Source organism: Marinobacter sp. bablab_jr003, assembly GCF_016464245.1.
GTDB classification, from domain to species: domain Bacteria; phylum Pseudomonadota; class Gammaproteobacteria; order Pseudomonadales; family Oleiphilaceae; genus Marinobacter; species Marinobacter vinifirmus.
On sequence record NZ_JADARC010000124.1, the window covers coordinates 38756 to 57406 of the forward strand.

Sequence of the window (18651 nt, forward strand, 5' to 3'; positions counted from 1 at the left end):
CTCACGGACCCACACGGACGAAAAGCCAAAAGATTTCTTTTTCTTTGTCCGTGAGCGTCCGTGAGTGTCCGTGGCTAAGAGTCGTTCAGTTTTTCTCTTTCCGTGTCCTTCCGTGGATTCCGTGGCAAAGAATTTCTTTAACCTGACGACAGACTAACCCCTGCCCTGCTACGCTGATAGCAAGCATTTCTGGCAAACACTTTCAGATAATTCGAACATGCATACAGCCATCACCATAGACGCACTTAAAGTACTGGACGCCATTGACCGCAAGGGCAGTTTTGCAGGGGCGGCGGGGGAGTTGTTTCGGGTGCCTTCGGCCATCAGTTACACGGTTCAGAAGCTCGAAGAAGACCTCAACGTCAGTATCTTTGACCGTAGCGGCCACAAAGCCGTGCTGACTCCGGCGGGGCGTTACCTGCTGGAGGAAGGACGGTCTTTGCTTGAGGCAGCGGAGAACCTGGCCCACTCCACCCGCCAGGTGGCGGAAGGCTGGGAAACGCGGTTGCGGATCGGGTTTAACTCACTGATGCCGGCAGACTGCCTGCTTCCCGCCATCGAGGCCTTTTACCAGCTGGGCGTGCCGGTGGATGTGCAGATTGTGGAAGAAGTTTTCGCCGGTGCCTGGGATGCCCTTCAAAGCCGGCGGGTGGATATGATTGTGGGTGCAGACCAGCTCAGCAAGCCGGCCGGCAGTTTTACTACCAAGGCGCTGGGCGAGGTGCCGTTTGTGTTTGCGGTGGCCGCCAACCATCCGCTGGCAAACGCGCAAGAGCCTTTGGCGGAGGCGGATATTGCACCCTATCCGGCCGCCGTTGCGGCGGATACTTCCCGCTCACTACCACCCGGCCATGCCGGTATTTTCCGCAGGCAGCGAACGCTTACGGTCAGTAATATTGATCAGAAAATTGCCGTTCAGGAGGCCGGGCTCGGCGTTGGCTGGCTGCCAGTACCCCGCATCCGGGAGCAGCTCGCCCGTGGTTCTCTGGTTGCCAGGGAAGTGCACGAACCAAGGCCGGCCATTGCCATCCACCTGGCTCGGCACAGCGAAGACAAGGGCAAGGCCCTGATGTGGTTCTGGGATTACCTGGGCAATGACAACGGCATCCAGAACTGGCTTCAGCCGGAATAAATACCGGGCAGCCAGGCCAACCGGCAGCCCGGGTGTTTGCGATATACTCGACCACCCGCATCGTTAAAAGTGACACACAAGGGAGTGCGCCCAATGCGTCAGCTGTCGGAACTGGATGCCTCGTTCCTGTACCTGGAGTCGGAAACCACGCCCATGCATATTGGCGGCGTGTATCTGTTCGACGCCAGCGACCTGCAATACCCCCTGGCATTCAGCACCTTTGTCGCGTATCTGCGCAGCCGCCTGCACGTGGTTCCCCTGTTCCGGCAGAAGCTCAAGGAAATCCCCCTGCGCCTGGGGCGCCCCTACTGGATTGATGACCCGGATTTCAGCATCGAGCGGCACCTGGCCTATGTGAACCTGGGCGAACACGGCAAGCAGTCGAGCCTGATGTCGCTGGCGTCCAAAATCCTGGAAGAACCCCTGAAACGGGACCGCCCGCTGTGGCATATCACCTTCGTGGATGGCTTCAAGCTGGACGACCGGGAAGGCGAGAAAGAAGGCTTTGCCCTGATCGTAAAGCTGCACCACGCGGCTATCGATGCCTTCAGTGGCGAGGAAATCATGGGTAAGCTGCTGGAATACACGCCAGAGCCGCGTGCCATTCCCCAGCCCCGGCCCTGGCTGCCCCGGCCGGAACCGTCTGAAGAACGGGTGTTTCTGCAGGCCGGCGCCAATATGCTGAAAACCCCGATGCAGTTTGCCTCGCTGGCTTACAATGCCGCCGAAGTCACCGCTCGCGGGCTCGTCCACCGGCAGCTTCGCAAGCTGCCCTTGCCGCTGCCCCTGTTCACCGCACCCCACAGCCCGTTTAACCGGCAGATCACCGCTAACCGGCGGCTGGTTTCCACCCAGGTAAGCCTGTACCGGCTGAAAGCCATCAAATCCAGCCTGGCTGACGTAACCCTGAACGATGTGGTTCTGGGCCTGTGTGCCGAAATCCTGCGCCGCTACCTGCTTGCGCAGGATAACGGCACCGACCGCTCACTGGTTGCCATGACCCCCATCTCCGTGCGCTCCAGTAGTCTGCGACGGGCTACCGGCAACCAGATGTCTGCCATGCTGCTGGACCTGGCCACCACCGAGCCAAACCCGGCAGCGCGGATTCGCCGCATTCACCGCAACGCGGTGGATTCGGAACCCTACCGCGAAGCCATTGCCGCCGACCGGCTCACCGAACTGCTGCCCTCTACCCTGCTGGCGCTCTCGGCCCGGCTGTATTCGGAACTGCAGGTGGCCCAGCGCTACCAGCCCCTGTTCAACCTGCCCATTACCAATGTGCCTGGCCCACAGGTACCACTGTTCCTGCAAGGCGCCAGGCTGGTACAGCAGTTCAACAGTGCACCGCTGTTCGACAGCATGGGGCTGGTAATTGTTGCGGTGAGCTATCAGGGCCAGCTGACCCTCAACTTCACCCTGTGCCCGGATGTCGTCGCGGATGGCGATGCATTTAAAGCGTTAACCGAGGAAAGCCTGGCCAGCATGGAAGCCGCGGTCGCCTCACTGGGCCCGGACGAAGGTAACGAGTTGCCGGCAAGCGGCAGCCAGAGCCTGACCGACGAACTGATGAACTACATGGAAGGTTTTCTGAAGAGTGGTCTGAAGCGCTTCAAACGCTAATGCAAAGGCCGGGCACTGTGCCCGGCCTTTTGCAGGTTTATTCGAACGCCCAGCGCAGGAACTCGCGCTTTTCTTCTTCAGTGGCGTCGCCCCACAGGGATTTCATACGGTCCAGCGTTGATCCGGATTGCGCATCACCGCTCACGCCAGCACCCGGCGGGATCACCCTGCCAGGTATCAATGCGCGCAAGGGAGGAAGCGCAGCCCACCAGGGTAACGCTGAGCATTAAAACCACCAGCTTGAAAAACCCGCGAACGTGACACATACTCATTTAGCTCCTTTTCCATAGGACGGCCCTTCAGTGGGCTAGGACACGTGACTGACAACTGCCAAGCATTCTGAACATACCCGGGGCTCAGGGAAAGAACGTCAAACCTTAAACTGCGCAATCAAAGCTCGGGAGGTTACCATGGACACCCAGCGAAGAACCGGAGAAGACGGACCACCACCCTTTCGCAGCAGCCGATTTTTCTGTGTTGGCAGCAAGTGGTATTTCACCACCCGGGAAGGCTTTGACAGCGGCCCCTTCGCCACCCGTGAGCGAGCGGAAATCGGGCTGAAGCGGTTCCTGCACGTGGTGCGTATGCTGCCAGACGAGCCGCAGCTGCACTGAACAGCACCGTTACACGATATAGGGCATCACCCAGGTGTCGATTCCCCACAGGCAGGCCAGCGCCATGATGCCTGCCACGACGTCATCTACCATAATTCCCAGCCCGCCGGGTAGCCGGGCATCCAGCCAGTTTATAGGCCAGGGCTTGAGCACATCAAAGAAGCGGAACAGCATGAACGCCATCAGCACGCCGTAAATCTGGTCCGGGAACAGCCCCAGGGCAATCCACATGCCCACGAACTCGTCCCATACGATGCCACCGTGGTCGTGCACTTTCAGGTCGTCGGCGGTTTTACCGCACAGCCAGATCCCCACCAGAAAGGCAGCCAACACCACCAGCCAGTAAGCCATCGGTGGCAACCAGGCGAACGCATACCACACAGGAATAGCGGCCAGGCTACCCCAGGTGCCAGGTGCTTTCGGCGCAGCACCACTGCCAAAGCCGAAGGCCAGGAAATGCACCGGATGGCGCAGAAAGCCCGGCGGCAGGATCGCAGCCGGAGCATCCGGTTCATGCATCAAGTTATCGTCTGTCAATCAGACCTCCCGAAATGGTCATATCCCTGGGTTTGGTAGCCGGCAGGCGCGCCTGCTAACGTCAGCCCCGGCTCCGGCACAATCCGGCCGATCACCGTCAGTTGTTCACGGACTGGCGCAGGCAGCGCGGCCAGTGCTTCCGGGGCGATGGTCAGGCACAGCTGGTAGTCGTCACCGGCGGTCAGGGCCAGGTCCAGCGCCCGCGCTCCCTGCAACTGCCTGAGCTCTTCCGACATCGGAATGCTGGCCACATCCAGTTCGGCGCCCACACCAGACGCCTCCAGAATCTGCTGTAAGTCTGCCAGCAGGCCGTCAGAAATATCGATAGCTGCGCTGGCCTTACCGGCCAGGCTTGCCCCGAGTTTCAGTTGAGGTTGCGGGCTATGGTAGCTGGCCAGCAGGGCCCTTTGCCGTGCGCCCGGTTCCGGATCCTCAAGATAGTCCAGCGCAGCACCGGCGTTGCCCAGCGGGCCGGTTACGCATACCCGGTCACCCTCTCGGGCGCCGGAGCGCAACAAAGCCTGGCCGGCCTTTACGGTGCCATGAACCTGGATAGTGATCGTTAACGGGCCTCGGGTGGTGTCACCGCCGGCCAGGGTAATACCGAACGCCTGGCTGGCCCGGGACAGCCCTTCGGCAAAGCCCGCCAGCCAGTCGGAATCTGCTTCCGGCAGGCTCAGGGCCAGGGTAAAGCAAACAGGCTCGGCGCCCATGGCCGCCAGGTCACTGACGGCTACTGCCAGTGACCGCCAACCAAGGTGGGAAGGAGCATAGTGAGGGGGAAAGTGGACACCCTCTACCAGGGTATCCACTGAAAACACCAGGTCGCGGCCCGGCGGCACCCGCTGGATGGCGCAGTCATCGCCGGGGCCAAGCACAAGCTGATCGTTCCTGGCGTTGCTTGCCAGCGGCTGGAAGTACTGCCGGATCAGCTCGAATTCACCCATGAATCAGCGTGGACGGGTTTCGGCCAGCCGCAGGCGGCGGCTGAGCTTGTCCAGCACACTGTTCACGAACTTGTGGCCTTCAGTACCGCCAAAGCGCTTGGCCATTTCGATACCTTCGTTGATCACCACTTTATAGGGCACATCGATACGGCATTTCAGCTCGTAGGCACCCAGGCGCACGATGGCCAGTTCAACCGGGTCCACCTCTTTCAGGGGACGGTCGAGGAATGGCTCGATCAGCCTGTCCAGTTCGGCCTGCTCCCGGTGTACGCCCCGCAGCAGGTCGCGGAAGTACATGATATCCACCTTGCTCATGTCGTTATCAACCATGAACTCGGCTTCAATATCAGAGATCGGAGACTTGCTGAAGTGCCGCTGATACAGGCCCTGCATAGCAAGGGCCCGTGCCCGGCGGCGGTCGCCAGCTTTTGGCTGGCTGGTTTTCCCCGGTTGGGGAGAGGTATCACCCGCTTCGCTCATTACTCACCCAACTTTTTGAACAGACTGACCATTTCCAGGGCAGTAATCGCAGCTTCCGCACCTTTGTTACCGGCCTTGGTGCCGGAGCGCTCGATGGCCTGCTCGATGGAGTCCACGGTCAGTACACCGAAGGTGACCGGCACGTCGGTTTCCAGGCTGACAGCGCCCAGGCCACTGGAGGCTTCACCGGCTACGTATTCAAAGTGTGGAGTACCACCACGAATCACTGCGCCCAGGGCGATGATGGCGTCGTAGTCGGAGGTTTCCGCCACACGCTTGACCGCCAGCGGCATTTCGTAGGCACCCGGTACGCGGATAATGGTGATGTCGTCATCGGCAATACCGTGGCGGCGCAGGGTATCTACCGCACCTTCCACCAGGCTTTCTACAACAAAGCCGTTAAACCGGCCAACCACCAGCGCGTAACGGCCGCTGCACTGGGTAAAATCACCTTCAATTACTTTGATATCTGCCATCTCGGGCTCCTTCGCGGGCTGCCGGAATCAGGGCGGCAGCCGGGTTGATCATTCGTGGGTATAGGGTACGTATTCCACCACTTCCAGGTCGAAACCGGAGATGGCGGAGAATTTCACAGGCGGGCTCAGCAGACGCATTTTGCCCACGCCGATGTCGCGCAAAATCTGGGAACCGGTACCCACGGTAAAGTACACACCGGAGCTGCCCTTGCCTGCTGACTTCGGGCCCTGGTCGTAGAATTCCTGGATACGGTCTTCCAGGTTGTAGGTGTCTTCCGCACTGTTGAGCAGAACCACCACGCCGCGCCCTTCAGTGGCCACTTTTTCAAGGGCATGGTGCAGCGGCCAGCTGCGGGAATCCTTGCGCCGGGCACCCAGCAGGTCGCGCAGGGTGTCGGTAATATGCACCCGCACAAACACCGGCTCATCCGGGCTGATGTCGCCCATCACCATGGCCAGGTGGGTGGCACCCTGAACATTGTCCCGGTAGGTGCGCAACTTGAACACGCCATATTCGGTATCCAGCTCGTGCTCTTCCACACACTCCACGGTTTTCTCGTTCATGGTGCGGTAGTGGATCAGGTCTGCGATGGTGCCGACCTTAAGGCCGTGCTCTTCGGCAAAGCGTTCCAGGTCTTCACGGCGGGCCATGGACCCATCGTCATTCATGATCTCGCAGATCACACCCGCCGGTTCGCAACCGGCCAGCGCAGCCAGGTCACAGGAGGCTTCGGTGTGGCCGGCACGGCTCAATACACCGCCGGGATCGGACATCAGCGGGAAGATATGGCCCGGCTGAACCAGGTCAGACGCCTTGGCATCGCGCGCTACGGCAGCCTGTACGGTGCGGGCGCGGTCAGCGGCCGAGATGCCGGTGGTGACGCCTTCACGGGCTTCGATAGACAGCGTGAACTTGGTGCCGAAGCCGGAGGCGTTCTGCTGAACCATCAGCGGCAGGCCCAGCTGTTCGCAACGCTGCCGGGTCATGGGCATGCAGATCAGGCCGCGGCCGAACCTCGCCATAAAGTTGATGGCTTCCGGCGTGCAGTGTTCTGCTGCCATTACCAGGTCGCCTTCGTTTTCGCGATCCTCGTCGTCCATCAGGATAACCATCTTGCCCTGACGGATATCTTCGATAATTTCTTCAATACTGTTCAGTGCCATACGGTTCCGCACCCTGTCACTCCTGCCCTCACCATTGAAGGCACGGAGGAATGAATTGAATGTTTAGTGGCGGGCCAGGATCAATCGCTGATCCTCTCCTACCTGGCGGCGATCCAGCACCTTCCATTGCACTTTGTCTGCCATGACTTCGATGGGCAGGTGGGCGGTCGGGCGCCCGGTACTGCCCAGAAAAACCGGTGCCTGGTAGAGCCAGAGTTCGTCTACCAGGTTCTCGTTGATAAAGGTGCCTGCCAGTGTCGGGCCGGCCTCTACCAGTAATTCGTTGATGCCCAGTTCACCCAGGGCATCCAGCAACTCGGAGACATCCACGCCGTTGTCTTTCCAGGCCACGCCGGTGAGGCGAACACCCAGTGCCGCCAAATCCTGCGCCGGGCCGGTGGCCTGGGTGGAGCTGGCACAGAACACCTGCACGTTACCACCCCGAAGAATCCGGGCTGAGGACGGTGTACGGGCATCGCGGTCTGCAATCACCCGCAGCGGCTGACGCGACGGATCAGTGGCATCGCCGATATCGCCCATTTCGTCCCGACGCACCGTCAGGGACGGATCATCGGCCAAAACCGTACCGACACCTGTCAGAATAGCATCACTCATGGCCCGCAGCCTTTGCACGTCTTGTCGTGCCTCGGGCCCGGTAATCCACTGGCTTTCACCGGAAGCCATGGCGGTGCGGCCATCCAGGCTCGCGGCCATCTTAAGCCGTACCCAGGGCCGTCCGGTGCGCATACGTTTCATAAAACCCGGATTCAGGCGGGCGGCTTCATCCCCCATCAGGCCTTCAGTAACCCGGATACCGGCGTCCCGCAGCATATCCAGCCCCCGGCCAGACACCGAGGGATTGGGGTCTGTCGTTGCCGCAAACACCTGGGCAACTCCGGCCTCTATCAGCGCCTTCGCACAGGGCGGCGTGCGGCCGTAGTGGCTGCAGGGCTCAAGGGTAACGTAGGCCGTAGCGCCCCGGGCTTCATACCCGGCCTGGCTCAGGGCCCGCACTTCCGCATGGGCCTCGCCGGCTCGCTCGTGCCAGCCTTCACCAACAATCCGGTTACCCCTGGCGATCACGCAGCCAACCCTGGGGTTCGGATGGGTGGAATAACGGCCGCGCCACGCCAGCTGGATGGCCCGGGCCATCATTGCCCGGTCACGGTCTGAAATCATTCTTTGCCTTTGTCTGACTGGTTATCCGCCAGCACACGGGCAACATCCACGGCGGCATCGCTATTACCCTGAGACAAGCGCTCGATTTCTTCCTTGAACTCGTTGATGTCCTGAAAGCTGCGATACACCGAGGCAAAGCGTACATAGGCCACTTTGTCGAGCTGGCGCAGTTCAGTCATTACCTCTTCGCCCAGCTGCATGGATTTTACTTCACGCTCGCCGGTGGCTCTCAGGCGGTATTTGATCCGGTTCAGGGCGGCATCGATCTGCTCGATGCTCACCGGCCGCTTTTCCAGTGCCTTCATCAGCCCTGCCCGCAGCTTTTCTTCATCAAAGGGCTGACGGGTGCCGTCCTGTTTCACCACTCGGGGCATCACCAGCTCGGCGGTTTCAAAGGTGGTAAAACGCTCGTGGCAGGACAAGCACTCCCTGCGGCGGCGCACCTGGTCGCCCTCGGCCACCAGACGTGAATCAATCACCTTGGTATCGGCTTCACCACAGAAAGGACAATGCATAATTCACAGGCTCCGGAAAGGAAGAACCCGGGTGGTCCTTGCGGAGCACCCGGGCAGGCACACTACCGTGCGATTCAGCCGTAAACCGGGAAGCGGGCGCACACCGCTTCAACCTGTTCACGTACGCGGCTGATGACGGCGTCGTCTTCAAGGTTGTCGAGGATGTCGCACATCCAGCCGGCCAGGTCACGGCACTCCTGCTCACCAAAGCCGCGAGTAGTAACCGCCGGAGTACCGATACGCAGGCCGGAGGTGACGAACGGCGAACGCGGATCGTTCGGAACGGCGTTCTTGTTTACAGTGATGTGAGCACGGCCCAGGGCGGCGTCGGCATCTTTACCGGTGATGTCTTGCTTGATCAGGCTGACCAGGAACAGGTGGTTTTTGGTGCCACCGGAAACCACGTCAAAGCCGCGCTCGATGAACACTTCGGCCATGGCGGCAGCGTTCTTAACTACCTGCTGTTGGTAGGCCTTGAACTCGTCGCTCATGGCTTCCTTGAAACACACAGCCTTGGCCGCGATGACGTGCATCAGCGGGCCACCCTGGCCACCCGGGAAGACGGCGGAGTTCAGTTTCTTCTGCAGGTCTTCGTCGTCGCAGGCCAGGATCAGGCCGCCACGGGGACCGCGCAGGGTTTTGTGGGTAGTGGTCGCCACTACGTGGGCGTGTGGAACCGGGTCCGGATACACGCCAGCGGCAACCAGGCCCGCCACGTGGGCCATGTCTACAAACAGGTAGGCACCCACTTTGTCCGCGATGGCGCGGAAGCGGGCAAAGTCCAGCTCCTGGGAGTAGGCAGAGAAGCCGGCAATAATCATCTTCGGCTTGTTCTCAACGGCCAGGGCTTCCACTTCGTCGTAGTCGATCAGGCCGGTTTCCGGGTTCAGGCCATACTGGACGGCGTGGTAGATCTTGCCGGAGAAGTTCACGCTGGCACCGTGGGTCAGGTGACCACCGTGGGCCAGGCTCATACCCAGAACGGTGTCGCCGGGCTTGAGCAGCGCCATGAATACGGCGGAGTTAGCCTGGGAACCGGAGTGCGGCTGCACGTTGGCGTAGGCGGCACCAAACAGCTCCTTGGCACGGTCAATGGCCAGCTGCTCGGCAATATCGACAAACTCGCAACCACCGTAGTAGCGCTTGCCGGGGTAGCCTTCGGCGTATTTGTTGGTCAGCACGCTGCCCTGGGCTTCCATCACCCGCGGGCTGGTGTAGTTTTCGGATGCGATCAGCTCGATGTGCGCTTCCTGACGCTTCTCTTCCGCCTGCATGGCGTTCCACAATGCGTCATCGAATCCGGCGATTTTCATATCACGATTAAACATGGATGTGCTGCCCCTGTCTGTATGCTGGCCCGGCGCTGCCCCTGTGCAGGCCGTAACCCCTGAAATTTTGGGCCGCTATTCTATCGCGATTACGGGTTAGAAATCATCCTTTATGCCGTCCGCAGATACCGGCACACCGGTGATCCCGGTTTTTGCTCAATTGCTATCCCTTTGGGGTTTAGATACCTTACGGGGTTCTGTTTTCAGGCAGGTTGTGAGTGGGCCTGCCTTAGTGACTTTTTGCCACGGAACAAAGAGGTTTTAGCCGACATGGCCCAGTATGCCCTAAAACCTCATGAATTTTTGTAACCGAGACACAATTTAACCTGAAAAGTCCTAAAAAACATAACCCTAAAGAAAGACAAGAAAAACAAAACCTAGTATTCAGCGTTTTTTTGTAACGCTAATGCCAAATATGGCCCGAAAGGTTACAAAACGCATGCCCCTGACTGACGATATCGAAAAATCTATTTTGAATGAGTGCTGGCTTCGATTTTCTATCCTTATCAGCCGACGAACCAGATCCGTGAGCTCGTCCCGGTAAAGAAAGGCCTTGCTCCTCTATACCCTTATGCGTCAGGTATTGAGGATGATGACCGCGCCGACCTTGATCAACTTGAGTCGTAGCGTACTGTCGTTCATACGCTCGAACAAGGTGTAGGCAAAGCCTGACAAGATCAGCCGCCTCGGGCAATGTAATGCTAGGCTATTGAGCTTAGAGCCCTCATCGCCGCAGGAGCTGATGATGAATCAGGGGGGGGGCTGGACCCCAGCTCGCATTCCTCCAGGAAAGCCATCACCCAGGGAGGGTATTTCCAGGACTTGGACTGGTACTGGAAGCGGAAGGTCTGCGCTACTTTTTCGCCGAGCTGCCCAGTGTTCTCTGTAATAGCATCATGGGCACATCGACCTCCTTGAACAGATGACTGTTCTTGCTGATGTCGACAAGATAATCGGCATCGTTCCGGTTACACCAGCTCAGTATCCGAGGGTAATGAAAACCACTGTCACCACGGAACACGATGCGGATATCAGGCCAGTACTGCCGGATAAAGCGCGCCAGAATAGTTCAGCTGTGCCGGCTATCGCTGCAGCTGCTTGTGCGCAGGTAACTGGCCAGAAGGTGGCGACCACAGAACACGTACAGCGGGAAGTAGCAATCGTAGTCATAGTAGCCATTGAAGAACTTGCCGGTCCGCCCGCTACTCCATCCATCCGACATAACGTGGATTTGCCACCCAGATCGCTGCCGCGGCCAACTGCCGACTGAAGCGCCTTATCAAAGCGTAAGGCTACGTGGCAATTGAGGTCTTATAGCCAGCAGCCACGCCAAATACACGTTGACGAACGATCTTGTCCAGCTTGTGCCGCACCAGCTGCGGCGTTTTCGGATCTTGCAGTACCATGGCCAAGCGGTGAGTCAGTCGATATTGCTTGTCTACTACAGGAGCAGCAGTAATCTGGCATCGGAGGTGATGCGCCCCCCCGGAAAATCGGCTTCAATCTTACGGCGAGCTAGTGGCGAGAAAGTCAGTTTTTCAGGCGCCATTTTGAAAACGGCCGCTGGCGTTTTTTTGATGGTGTAACACCCTGAAAATATATCACTTTCAGCCGTTTTTTGTGCCGCGCGAGAAATCCGGGCTAGGGCTATTGCAAGTCGGGCACTAATTCCTTGGGGGAACATTCGAGAAAGTTCGCGAACATGTATATCTTTTCAATTGTAACGTTTACCTCGCCTCTCTCTATCTTCCCTACATAGCTCCTGTCTATTCCTGCTTCGTAAGCAAGACGCTCTTGCGATAAACCTTTAGATTTTCGGATAGCCCGTAGATTCTGGCCAAACGCCACACAAACCGGTGAGCCCATTTCTTGCCCTCGCAAAAGGCAAGACTATGGTTGCTTGAGGCATAAGGGGCCACGGCATATACTACCCATTTTACAGGGTCGACCAGATCGACACACAGACCAACTGGGCCTTTGGATGGAAAATTTACAGTCATTGCAAGTCGATAAGACGCTGATCGAACTGTTGCTGAGGCAATCAGACGCTCCTTTCTCAACCACCGATCTTCGGGATCTCTATGTGCTTCAGATTTCAGAAGGTCAGCGACCAAGTCGCAACCAGCTCCGAAAATATATCTATAGAGAACTATTGCGACTGGAATCAGCCAAGCTGGTTGAAAGACACCACGGATCAACCGGCCGCGGGTGCAAATTCATTTTCTGCCCAGAGCGTTCAAATGTTCAGCTTGAGGATAAGCCGTCCCCGTTTGAAAGTCGTGATCATGATACTGAGTCGACGATGGATGGGGAGACGCAGCGGGCCCTGCAAGAAGAGCTTTCCCAAAGAAGAGTTGAACTTGTCGCCAGCATTGGGGAAGCGGAGGAGTATCAACGTCTCTATAACAAATACCCCGCGCTTCGAGGTGCTGTGAAGGAGCAATATTTGGAGTCTCGGGAGAGGAGTACGAAACTGCTTGGGCAACTTCGGGCAGTTGAGTCTGTGATCACCAAAATTGGCCTTACCTCATGATGAAACTCCGCGCTTGGCAGAGCGAGTGCATTGCTCAGGCCCTGTTATCCCTCGAGCACCAAACCCATTTTCTGTGTCATGCTACGCCAGCGGCAGGAAAAACCGTTATGGTCGCATCTTTAGCCAAGGCGCTGTTTGAGCAAGACAAGATTGATTTCGTTGTATGTTTTTCCCCGTCACGAGCAATATCCCAAAGCGTTGCCAGCACTTTTAGCAATATTCTTGGACGAACGTTCAATGGGCGCATTGGCGCTGCCGGCGGGTCCTATACTTATCAATCGATGGGCACGCTGCCAAAGGAGCTTTGGCGCGTGTTGAGCGATCATCGAGTGCTGGTAGTCTTGGACGAAATCCATCACTGCTCAGGAGTCAGCTCGGACGACTTTACGCTTGGTAACAGTTGGGGGAGGATCATACTAGACCGAATTCAGGGTAATGCATCCTTTACCATCGCATTATCTGGAACACCCTGGAGAACAGACGATACGCCCATCGCCTTGGCTCGATATACGCAGCCAGACGGCGAACTACATTGCGACTATGATTACGGTCTCAGGCGTGCAATCGCAGATGGGGTATGCAGAGCCCCAAAGATCGTGCTCACGGATAATCGAGAGATCCACCTGAGATCTTCTGAGATCGGCCTTAAAACCTATTCGAGTATTCGCGAGACCATCAAGCACGGTCATATTTCTTATCCAGACTTTCTTTTTCGAGATGAGGTAATCGACCACACGCTCTCGGAGGCATCAGACAAACTATCTGCGATTCGACATCGAATCCCCAATGCCGGCGGCTTAGTTGTCGCAGCGACCGTCGCACATGCAGAGCATATTGCGACCAGACTTGCGGCGCTGGGTGAAAGGTCCGTCGTTGTCAGTTGTCGAACACCAGACGCTCACGAAACAATCAATAAGTTCAGAATGTCCCAAGATCCTTGGATCATCTCTGTGGGCATGATTAGCGAAGGAACGGACATTCCGAGGCTGCAAGTGTGCTGCCACCTCAGCAGAATCCGAACCGAACTCCATTTTCGGCAAGTTCTTGGACGAATACTGCGGCGCCAGGCCGGTGAACCGTCAGAGATTGGAGGCTGGCTTTATATTCTTGCGGAACCGAGCCTCACAGAATTCGCGCGAAGAATCGGTGAAGACCTTCCGGAACAGAATGTGGTTTCGTTTTCACCCAAAGCTTCGAAACAGAATCCGGATAACTCCGGAAAAGGCCAGATTATAGCCAAGGGCAATGAGATCTCAGGGTGGGATCTTAACTTTGGCTCCGAGTACACTCTCGATAATGAAGTGGAGTCTGCCGGACGAAGAGAGTCCGCGGAGCTTTCTATGAGCAACCATTATTGGAGTGAGATACTGTCACTATTCGAAAATAAAGTGGTGTGACCTGTGACTCCGTACGCAGCACATTTAGATTGAAGCAATTAACCTATTCATGAGCTCCTTGGTTAGGATGACCGTAGGACTCACCGCCGGCATGGATGCCAGGCGAGAGCGACACCTGCATAGTGGTGTGACTGCCAGGGAGAGGCCTGGCTTCGTTCTGCCTCCTACATACATCTTTGCACTTTTAATAGTATGGGCACCCAGCGTATTTCTCTGGTGTCCGAAGCACGACAAGGAACCTCGCCAGAGGTATCACTTCCAAGATGTGCGATGGAGGTCAGTCATCCTCACCTTTGCTTTCGAGTGCAATAATTCTTTTCATCAACTCTTCATACGTTGAGTTTTCTCGAAGTTGTTTAACCTCGGCCCCAAGTGCAATTGCTTGTCGCTCGAACTGATAACTCGCTTCCTGCGATTGCTTAAGTTCCAACGTCGACTCTTGCAACTGGTTAGTGGTGTGTGTCAGTCGTTGCTCCAGTTCTTCGATGATGGTTTTCGCGTCCTGGATTTCAGCTTCTACGTCCGACTGTAGCTGCTTCAGTTCACGAGATGTCTCTGAGACCTGCCTTTGCGCTGCCTTCAAGGCTCCTTCATAAATTTGCACTGTCAGTGGGCGCAAATGATCTATCAGCTTGCTTTCAAGCTCGGTGACGAGGTCTTCTAGCTCGGCAGGGAGGCGTAGGTCAGCGTTTCGCTCAGCATTGTTTTTGCCCGCGTATTCGTCCCAGACAGGATCAGTTGGCCGCTCGTAACGTTTGACTGAGCCCTTGAGTCGTTCCAGAGGCGTAAGCTCCTGAGGGAGCGGTTCAGCCAGCTCGTCGGCATGGGCAGTGTGGGCATCGAGGCCGTCCAGGAGTTCTTTTTCGGTCGGGCGTTTTGTAGCCATATCGGTGCGTGCTCCGTATTTCCTACCAGTGTATCTCAACCTGTAATGGCAGTTTTGGTACCGTTACTTCGTTGTCGGTGCTAAGCGCCCCTCGTTACTAGCATTAAGGTACGACACCTTGTCAGAGTATGCCTGACGGGGCTTTTGCCTGAATTCGGTGACAACGTAAGAATCACACCGGTGATGTGTTCTCCTGCTTTTTCTGAACATTTGTCGCTTACAGGAAAACCGAACTGGCTCCGTATTTCCTACCACTCACACAAAAAGACTGGCAGATTTGACCACAGACTCTATGACGTATAGCCAAAACAGGCCCCAATTCCGTGACTAATGGTGATCCCGGACGATTGATTCAACGACGACACTCCTCCAGAAACGCCCGAAACCATTCCAACTCCCGGGAGGAGGGCTTGAGGCCGTATAACTTTACCACCCGAATGAAACGAGCTACATAGCTGCACTGGCCAGCCGGCGGCAGCCATTCGTCGGGTCCTTTAGCTCCCTTACTACTTAGTGGAATAGAAAAAATATCCTAAAAAGCATCAAAAACCTATGCCAGAAGTCGAAATCTGGTTTTTTTTGAGCATACATGCATATATAGTGGAATCACGAATATACTATTTGACCAATTGGAAATTGCGTGCTGAACAGCGTCTGCATAGAGGCAAATATCAAAGTAGACAACACGGGGACGAAGATAAGTCTTCCGGTGATCGTCACCCAAGATGGTTTGCTGAAAAGTTATTTGGATTATTTGATCGTTCATCGATACAAGTCTCGGAGCTGGAAAGACAGGAGCGCGTTTGCGGTTCGACTCCTCATCGATTACACGAATCAGAATAAAGACTGCTTTGAAACTCCTCACCAACTGTTTCAGGAGTTTTCAAACAGCCTCTACACCGGAACGATTGGCGAGGACGGTAGCGATCCGAGTTGGCTGCGGTGGAAACCACGCGAGGATAAGGACGCGAACTTTCTAATCAGCCTCATAACACAATACACAGACTGGCTCTCCGAGCAGTATGAAGAGAAAAAGCTTCAGATAAACCCAACGGTAAAACCTACTCGTTACGAGGAGTGGATGGGCCTCGCAGCCTTCTACCAAAAGAAACGGCGGGCTTTTCTTTCCCACCTTTGGGCTAACAAACCAGCCCCTGCTTATTTCCGGAAGGTTATGCCCAGGAGGGTGTCGCGTTCGAACGGCAATGAGGGTAAGAAAAGCTTTCCTCCTGGACGAATTGACGACCTCTTGTGGAATGGCCTTACGCGATATGGCTTTGAAACGAGCGACGTAGTTCATGAGCGCTTGGACCTGAAGAATGTGCTCATTACCATGCTGATGCATTACGGCGGACTCAGGCTCAGCGAGTGCTTTCACCTTTGGATAGAAGATGTCGTGCCGTGGGAGGACGGAACCGCACTGGTCAAAATTTTTCATCCCGATAAAGGGCGGCCCCGTCTAAACGGCCCCAGCAGGCGCGAAGAGTTGCTCAACAAGTATGGGATGCAACCGCGATTTGAATATTCGAAATCCCATACGCTGCATGCAGGTTGGAAAGCGCCCAAAGAGGACAATGAAAGTCGCCACTTTCTTCTGGTTTGGTGGTTTCCAAGAAGTGCTGGTGAAACCTTTAACGACCTTTGGCGGCTTTACCTGACCTACCAGCGATACCCCGATGGCGGTAAACATCCGTTTGCATTCACGACGCAATCAGGCGCTCCGCACTCAATCAAAGGCTATAACCAATCGCTTAAAAGAGCCGTTGAAAGAATTGGTTTACCGTTTTCAAAAGAAGCGGGAACGACAGCGCACGCCCACCGACACTCGTATGGGCAAGCTCTGGCTGATGCAAACGCTGATTCTCTGATCATTAAAAACGCCCTACACCATAAATCGATAGAAAGTCAGCAGGTCTACACCGAACTCACTGATAAGCAGATGCGGGCGCATTTGAGCAGATTGTCGCCCGAGCACGGCTTAATTTCTCCAATCAAGAAAGAACTCATTCATGACAACTAAGTACGCCACGCTCGCCGAAGCCTCAGAAGCCGCTCAGCGCTTGGGATTCAAAACGCAGCCGGAATACAAGAAGAGCTACCGAAACGATTCGAAGCTGCCAGCAAATCCCGACCAATTCTATGCCGGAGATTGGGGTGATTGGTATAGCTTCCTTGGCACTGAGCGCCCCGGTGAGAAGTACGCCACTGTCGCCGAGGCGTCCGAGGCCGCTCAACGCTTGGGATTCAAAATAAGAGATGAATACAACAAGGGCTACAAAAAAGACCCGAAGCTGCCAGCAGCTCCCGACAAACACTATGCCGAAGATTGGGCTGATTGGCCCAACTTCCTTCGCAATGCGCGCCCCATAGAAAAGTACGTGACGCTCGCCGAGGCGTCCGAAGCCGCTCAGCGATTGGGCTTCAGAACACGCACCGAATACTTTGATGACTATCAAAAAGACCCGAAGCTGCCATCGAATCCCCACCGAAGTTATGCCGGAGATTGGGATGATTGGTATAGCTTCCTTGGCGTTGAGCGCCCCGAGAGGTACGCGGCGCTTGCCGAGGCGTCCGAAGCCGCTCAGCGCCTGGGGTTCAAAACACAGACGGAATACTTTGAGGACTACCAAAAAGACCCGAAGCTGCCATCACAACCCGCAGTTTTCTATGCCGAAGATTGGGATGATTGGTATAGCTTCCTTGGCACTGAACGCCCCAGTGAGAAGTACGCCACTGTTGCCGAGGCGTCCGAAGCCGCTCAACGCTTGGGGGTCAAAACACAGACGGAATACTTTGAGGACTACCAAAAAGACCCGAAGCTGCCAGCTTCTCCCGGTCAATTCTATGCCGAAGATTGGAGTAACTGGTACAGCTTCCTTGGCACTGAACGCCCCGACGGCAAGTACGCGACGCTCGCCGAGGCGTCCGAAGCCGCTCAGCGCTTGGGATTCAAAACGTCCACAGAATACAAAGAGGGCTACAAACAAGACCCGAAGCTGCCATCCCATCCCGACGAAATCTATGGCAAACATTGGGCCGATTGGTACAGTTTTCTTGGCAATGAGCGCCCCAGAGAAAAGTACGCGACCCTCGCCGAGGCGTCCGAAGCCGCTCAGCGCCTGGGATTCAAATCAATTAAGGAATACCAGAAGGACTACAAAAAAGACCCGAAGCTGACAGTATCTCCCAACGACTTCTATGCCGAAGATTGGGATGATTGGTACAGCTACCTTGGCATTGAGCGCCCCGTGAAGAGGTACGCCACTGTCGCCGAGGCGTCCGAAGCCGCTCAACGCTTGGGGTTTAAATCAGGGGCGGAATACTTCAGGGGCTACGAAAAAGACCCGAAGCTGGTATCGACCCCAAACCAATTTTATGCCGAAGATTGGATAAGTTGGCCTCACTTCCTGGGCAACGAAAACGCCATTAATCGAGAACTGACCAGCAAATACCCCGAGTTTTGGAAAGCCATTCAGTGTTATGTAGAGGCTGGTACAGGCCAATCCAACAAATACTCACATTTGAGAGCATTCCTTAGATTTTACGTGGACAAGTTGGGCTTGGTTGACGATCCGGGAGCCATGTTGTCAAGGGATATCCCGTTTAATGAGCGAGCGTACGAAAACTTTATAAATGCCACCGCGGATACTGTAAAAAAATCAAGGCATAACGCCTGTTCCGCTTTTTTCGAGTGGATTTTGGATGCGTAAACCGCTGAAGGTTGCCACCCATTCCACGTGAAGCCTGCCACCCGGACCGGAGCAAGGCTGCCACCCATCGGAGCGTAGCGACGCGGGGTTTCTCTTCTTACTCCGAAGTCTCAGTGCCCGTCAACTTTGCCTG

The 18651-nt window shown here is 56.1% G+C and carries 19 protein-coding genes and 1 pseudogene; 7 read left to right on the forward strand and 13 right to left on the reverse strand.

Features of this window, described 5'->3' with window-relative positions; all coding sequences use genetic code 11:
• Positions 1-217: 217 nt before the first annotated feature.
• Together H3Z84_RS15450 and H3Z84_RS15455 are read left to right on the forward strand one after the other, a co-directional pair.
• A complete protein-coding gene (locus H3Z84_RS15450) occupies positions 218-1132 on the forward strand; it encodes a LysR substrate-binding domain-containing protein (protein ID WP_199458103.1) in 915 nt (304 codons plus the stop codon).
• A 93-nt stretch (positions 1133-1225) separates the two neighbouring features.
• Positions 1226-2752 (forward strand): WS/DGAT/MGAT family O-acyltransferase, encoded by a 1527-nt coding sequence (locus H3Z84_RS15455; protein ID WP_199458104.1) that lies wholly within the window; start codon positions 1226-1228, stop codon positions 2750-2752.
• 37 nt (positions 2753-2789) lie between these two features.
• Here H3Z84_RS15455 and H3Z84_RS17140 read toward each other — a convergent pair whose 3' ends face one another.
• Both H3Z84_RS17140 and H3Z84_RS15460 read right to left on the reverse strand, forming a co-directional pair.
• On the reverse strand, positions 2790-2897 hold the full coding sequence (locus tag H3Z84_RS17140; protein ID WP_228285886.1) for a DUF2057 domain-containing protein: 108 nt from the start codon (positions 2895-2897) through the stop codon (positions 2790-2792).
• The gene (locus tag H3Z84_RS15460) at positions 2887-3024 is read right to left on the reverse strand and encodes a hypothetical protein (protein WP_199458105.1); all 138 of its coding nucleotides are present in this window, start codon (positions 3022-3024) and stop codon (positions 2887-2889) included. The genes H3Z84_RS17140 and H3Z84_RS15460 overlap by 11 nt, the downstream gene beginning before the upstream one ends.
• A 138-nt stretch (positions 3025-3162) precedes the next feature.
• Between H3Z84_RS15460 and H3Z84_RS15465 the strand changes: the two genes are divergently transcribed.
• Positions 3163-3366 carry a DUF6316 family protein gene (locus tag H3Z84_RS15465; protein ID WP_022987747.1) on the forward strand — a complete coding sequence of 68 codons (204 nt, stop codon included), beginning with the start codon at positions 3163-3165 and terminating at the stop codon, positions 3364-3366.
• Between the two features lie 9 nt (positions 3367-3375).
• Here the strand turns inward: H3Z84_RS15465 and H3Z84_RS15470 are convergent, their stop codons facing one another.
• The 10 genes and pseudogenes from H3Z84_RS15470 to H3Z84_RS15515 form a co-directional block, all read right to left on the reverse strand.
• Positions 3376-3885: a phosphatidylglycerophosphatase A gene (locus tag H3Z84_RS15470; protein WP_094625711.1), complete on the reverse strand. Its 510-nt coding sequence runs from the start codon at positions 3883-3885 to the stop codon at positions 3376-3378.
• Between the two features lie 14 nt (positions 3886-3899).
• Complete coding sequence (gene thiL, locus H3Z84_RS15475; RefSeq protein ID WP_199458106.1) at positions 3900-4850, reverse strand: thiamine-phosphate kinase; 951 nt, start codon at positions 4848-4850, stop codon at positions 3900-3902.
• A 3-nt stretch (positions 4851-4853) separates the two neighbouring features.
• Positions 4854-5330 (reverse strand): transcription antitermination factor NusB, encoded by a 477-nt coding sequence (gene nusB, locus H3Z84_RS15480; RefSeq protein ID WP_022987744.1) that lies wholly within the window; start codon positions 5328-5330, stop codon positions 4854-4856.
• On the reverse strand, positions 5330-5806 hold the full coding sequence (ribE, locus tag H3Z84_RS15485; RefSeq protein ID WP_022987743.1) for a 6,7-dimethyl-8-ribityllumazine synthase: 477 nt from the start codon (positions 5804-5806) through the stop codon (positions 5330-5332). Before ribE ends, nusB begins: the two co-directional genes overlap by 1 nt.
• Positions 5807-5854: 48 nt before the next feature.
• Positions 5855-6970 carry a bifunctional 3,4-dihydroxy-2-butanone-4-phosphate synthase/GTP cyclohydrolase II gene (gene ribBA / locus H3Z84_RS15490; protein ID WP_022987742.1) on the reverse strand — a complete coding sequence of 372 codons (1116 nt, stop codon included), beginning with the start codon at positions 6968-6970 and terminating at the stop codon, positions 5855-5857.
• Between the two features lie 63 nt (positions 6971-7033).
• Entirely contained in the window at positions 7034-8149 is a 1116-nt protein-coding gene (ribD, locus tag H3Z84_RS15495) for a bifunctional diaminohydroxyphosphoribosylaminopyrimidine deaminase/5-amino-6-(5-phosphoribosylamino)uracil reductase RibD (protein WP_199458107.1), read from the reverse strand.
• Positions 8146-8664 carry a transcriptional regulator NrdR gene (gene nrdR / locus H3Z84_RS15500; protein WP_022987740.1) on the reverse strand — a complete coding sequence of 173 codons (519 nt, stop codon included), beginning with the start codon at positions 8662-8664 and terminating at the stop codon, positions 8146-8148. The genes ribD and nrdR overlap by 4 nt, the downstream gene beginning before the upstream one ends.
• Before the next feature lie 74 nt (positions 8665-8738).
• Positions 8739-9992, reverse strand: a complete 1254-nt coding sequence (glyA, locus tag H3Z84_RS15505; protein ID WP_022987739.1) for a serine hydroxymethyltransferase — start codon at positions 9990-9992, stop codon at positions 8739-8741.
• A 564-nt stretch (positions 9993-10556) separates the two neighbouring features.
• Positions 10557-11541 (reverse strand): annotated as a pseudogene (locus H3Z84_RS15510) (transposase); the annotation flags it as partial.
• A gap of 98 nt (positions 11542-11639) precedes the next feature.
• Complete coding sequence (locus tag H3Z84_RS15515; RefSeq protein ID WP_199458108.1) at positions 11640-11858, reverse strand: helix-turn-helix domain-containing protein; 219 nt, start codon at positions 11856-11858, stop codon at positions 11640-11642.
• A gap of 115 nt (positions 11859-11973) precedes the next feature.
• On the opposite strand from H3Z84_RS15515, the gene H3Z84_RS15520 reads away from it, so the two are divergent.
• On the forward strand, positions 11974-12525 hold the full coding sequence (locus H3Z84_RS15520) for a hypothetical protein (protein ID WP_199458109.1): 552 nt from the start codon (positions 11974-11976) through the stop codon (positions 12523-12525).
• Entirely contained in the window at positions 12525-13922 is a 1398-nt protein-coding gene (locus H3Z84_RS15525; RefSeq protein WP_228285901.1) for a DEAD/DEAH box helicase, read from the forward strand. Before H3Z84_RS15520 ends, H3Z84_RS15525 begins: the two co-directional genes overlap by 1 nt.
• Positions 13923-14199: 277 nt before the next feature.
• On the opposite strand, the gene H3Z84_RS15530 is transcribed toward H3Z84_RS15525, so the two are convergent.
• Positions 14200-14808: a hypothetical protein gene (locus H3Z84_RS15530; RefSeq protein ID WP_199458113.1), complete on the reverse strand. Its 609-nt coding sequence runs from the start codon at positions 14806-14808 to the stop codon at positions 14200-14202.
• Between the two features lie 640 nt (positions 14809-15448).
• Here H3Z84_RS15530 and gmtY point away from each other — a divergent pair.
• Entirely contained in the window at positions 15449-16828 is a 1380-nt protein-coding gene (gene gmtY, locus H3Z84_RS15535) for a gamma-mobile-trio recombinase GmtY (protein ID WP_092033916.1), read from the forward strand.
• Positions 16818-18518: an integrase repeat-containing protein gene (locus H3Z84_RS15540; RefSeq protein WP_228285893.1), complete on the forward strand. Its 1701-nt coding sequence runs from the start codon at positions 16818-16820 to the stop codon at positions 18516-18518. The genes gmtY and H3Z84_RS15540 overlap by 11 nt, the downstream gene beginning before the upstream one ends.
• Positions 18519-18651: the final 133 nt, after the last annotated feature.

Excerpts from the sequence above, each read along its gene's own strand:
- H3Z84_RS15450 (WP_199458103.1), top strand. The coding sequence starts at position 218 with ATGCATACAGCCATCACCATAGACGCACTTAAAGTACTGGACGCCATT.
- H3Z84_RS15455 (WP_199458104.1), top strand. The coding sequence starts at position 1,226 with ATGCGTCAGCTGTCGGAACTGGATGCCTCGTTCCTGTACCTGGAGTCG.
- H3Z84_RS15460 (WP_199458105.1), bottom strand. The coding sequence starts at position 3,024 with ATGAGTATGTGTCACGTTCGCGGGTTTTTCAAGCTGGTGGTTTTAATG.
- H3Z84_RS15465 (WP_022987747.1), top strand. The coding sequence starts at position 3,163 with ATGGACACCCAGCGAAGAACCGGAGAAGACGGACCACCACCCTTTCGC.
- H3Z84_RS15470 (WP_094625711.1), bottom strand. The coding sequence starts at position 3,885 with ATGCATGAACCGGATGCTCCGGCTGCGATCCTGCCGCCGGGCTTTCTG.
- thiL (WP_199458106.1), bottom strand. The coding sequence starts at position 4,850 with ATGGGTGAATTCGAGCTGATCCGGCAGTACTTCCAGCCGCTGGCAAGC.
- nusB (WP_022987744.1), bottom strand. The coding sequence starts at position 5,330 with ATGAGCGAAGCGGGTGATACCTCTCCCCAACCGGGGAAAACCAGCCAG.
- ribE (WP_022987743.1), bottom strand. The coding sequence starts at position 5,806 with ATGGCAGATATCAAAGTAATTGAAGGTGATTTTACCCAGTGCAGCGGC.
- ribBA (WP_022987742.1), bottom strand. The coding sequence starts at position 6,970 with ATGGCACTGAACAGTATTGAAGAAATTATCGAAGATATCCGTCAGGGC.
- ribD (WP_199458107.1), bottom strand. The coding sequence starts at position 8,149 with ATGATTTCAGACCGTGACCGGGCAATGATGGCCCGGGCCATCCAGCTG.
- nrdR (WP_022987740.1), bottom strand. The coding sequence starts at position 8,664 with ATGCATTGTCCTTTCTGTGGTGAAGCCGATACCAAGGTGATTGATTCA.
- glyA (WP_022987739.1), bottom strand. The coding sequence starts at position 9,992 with ATGTTTAATCGTGATATGAAAATCGCCGGATTCGATGACGCATTGTGG.
- H3Z84_RS15515 (WP_199458108.1), bottom strand. The coding sequence starts at position 11,858 with ATGGGCTCACCGGTTTGTGTGGCGTTTGGCCAGAATCTACGGGCTATC.
- H3Z84_RS15520 (WP_199458109.1), top strand. The coding sequence starts at position 11,974 with ATGGAAAATTTACAGTCATTGCAAGTCGATAAGACGCTGATCGAACTG.
- H3Z84_RS15525 (WP_228285901.1), top strand. The coding sequence starts at position 12,525 with ATGAAACTCCGCGCTTGGCAGAGCGAGTGCATTGCTCAGGCCCTGTTA.
- H3Z84_RS15530 (WP_199458113.1), bottom strand. The coding sequence starts at position 14,808 with ATGGCTACAAAACGCCCGACCGAAAAAGAACTCCTGGACGGCCTCGAT.
- H3Z84_RS15540 (WP_228285893.1), top strand. The coding sequence starts at position 16,818 with ATGACAACTAAGTACGCCACGCTCGCCGAAGCCTCAGAAGCCGCTCAG.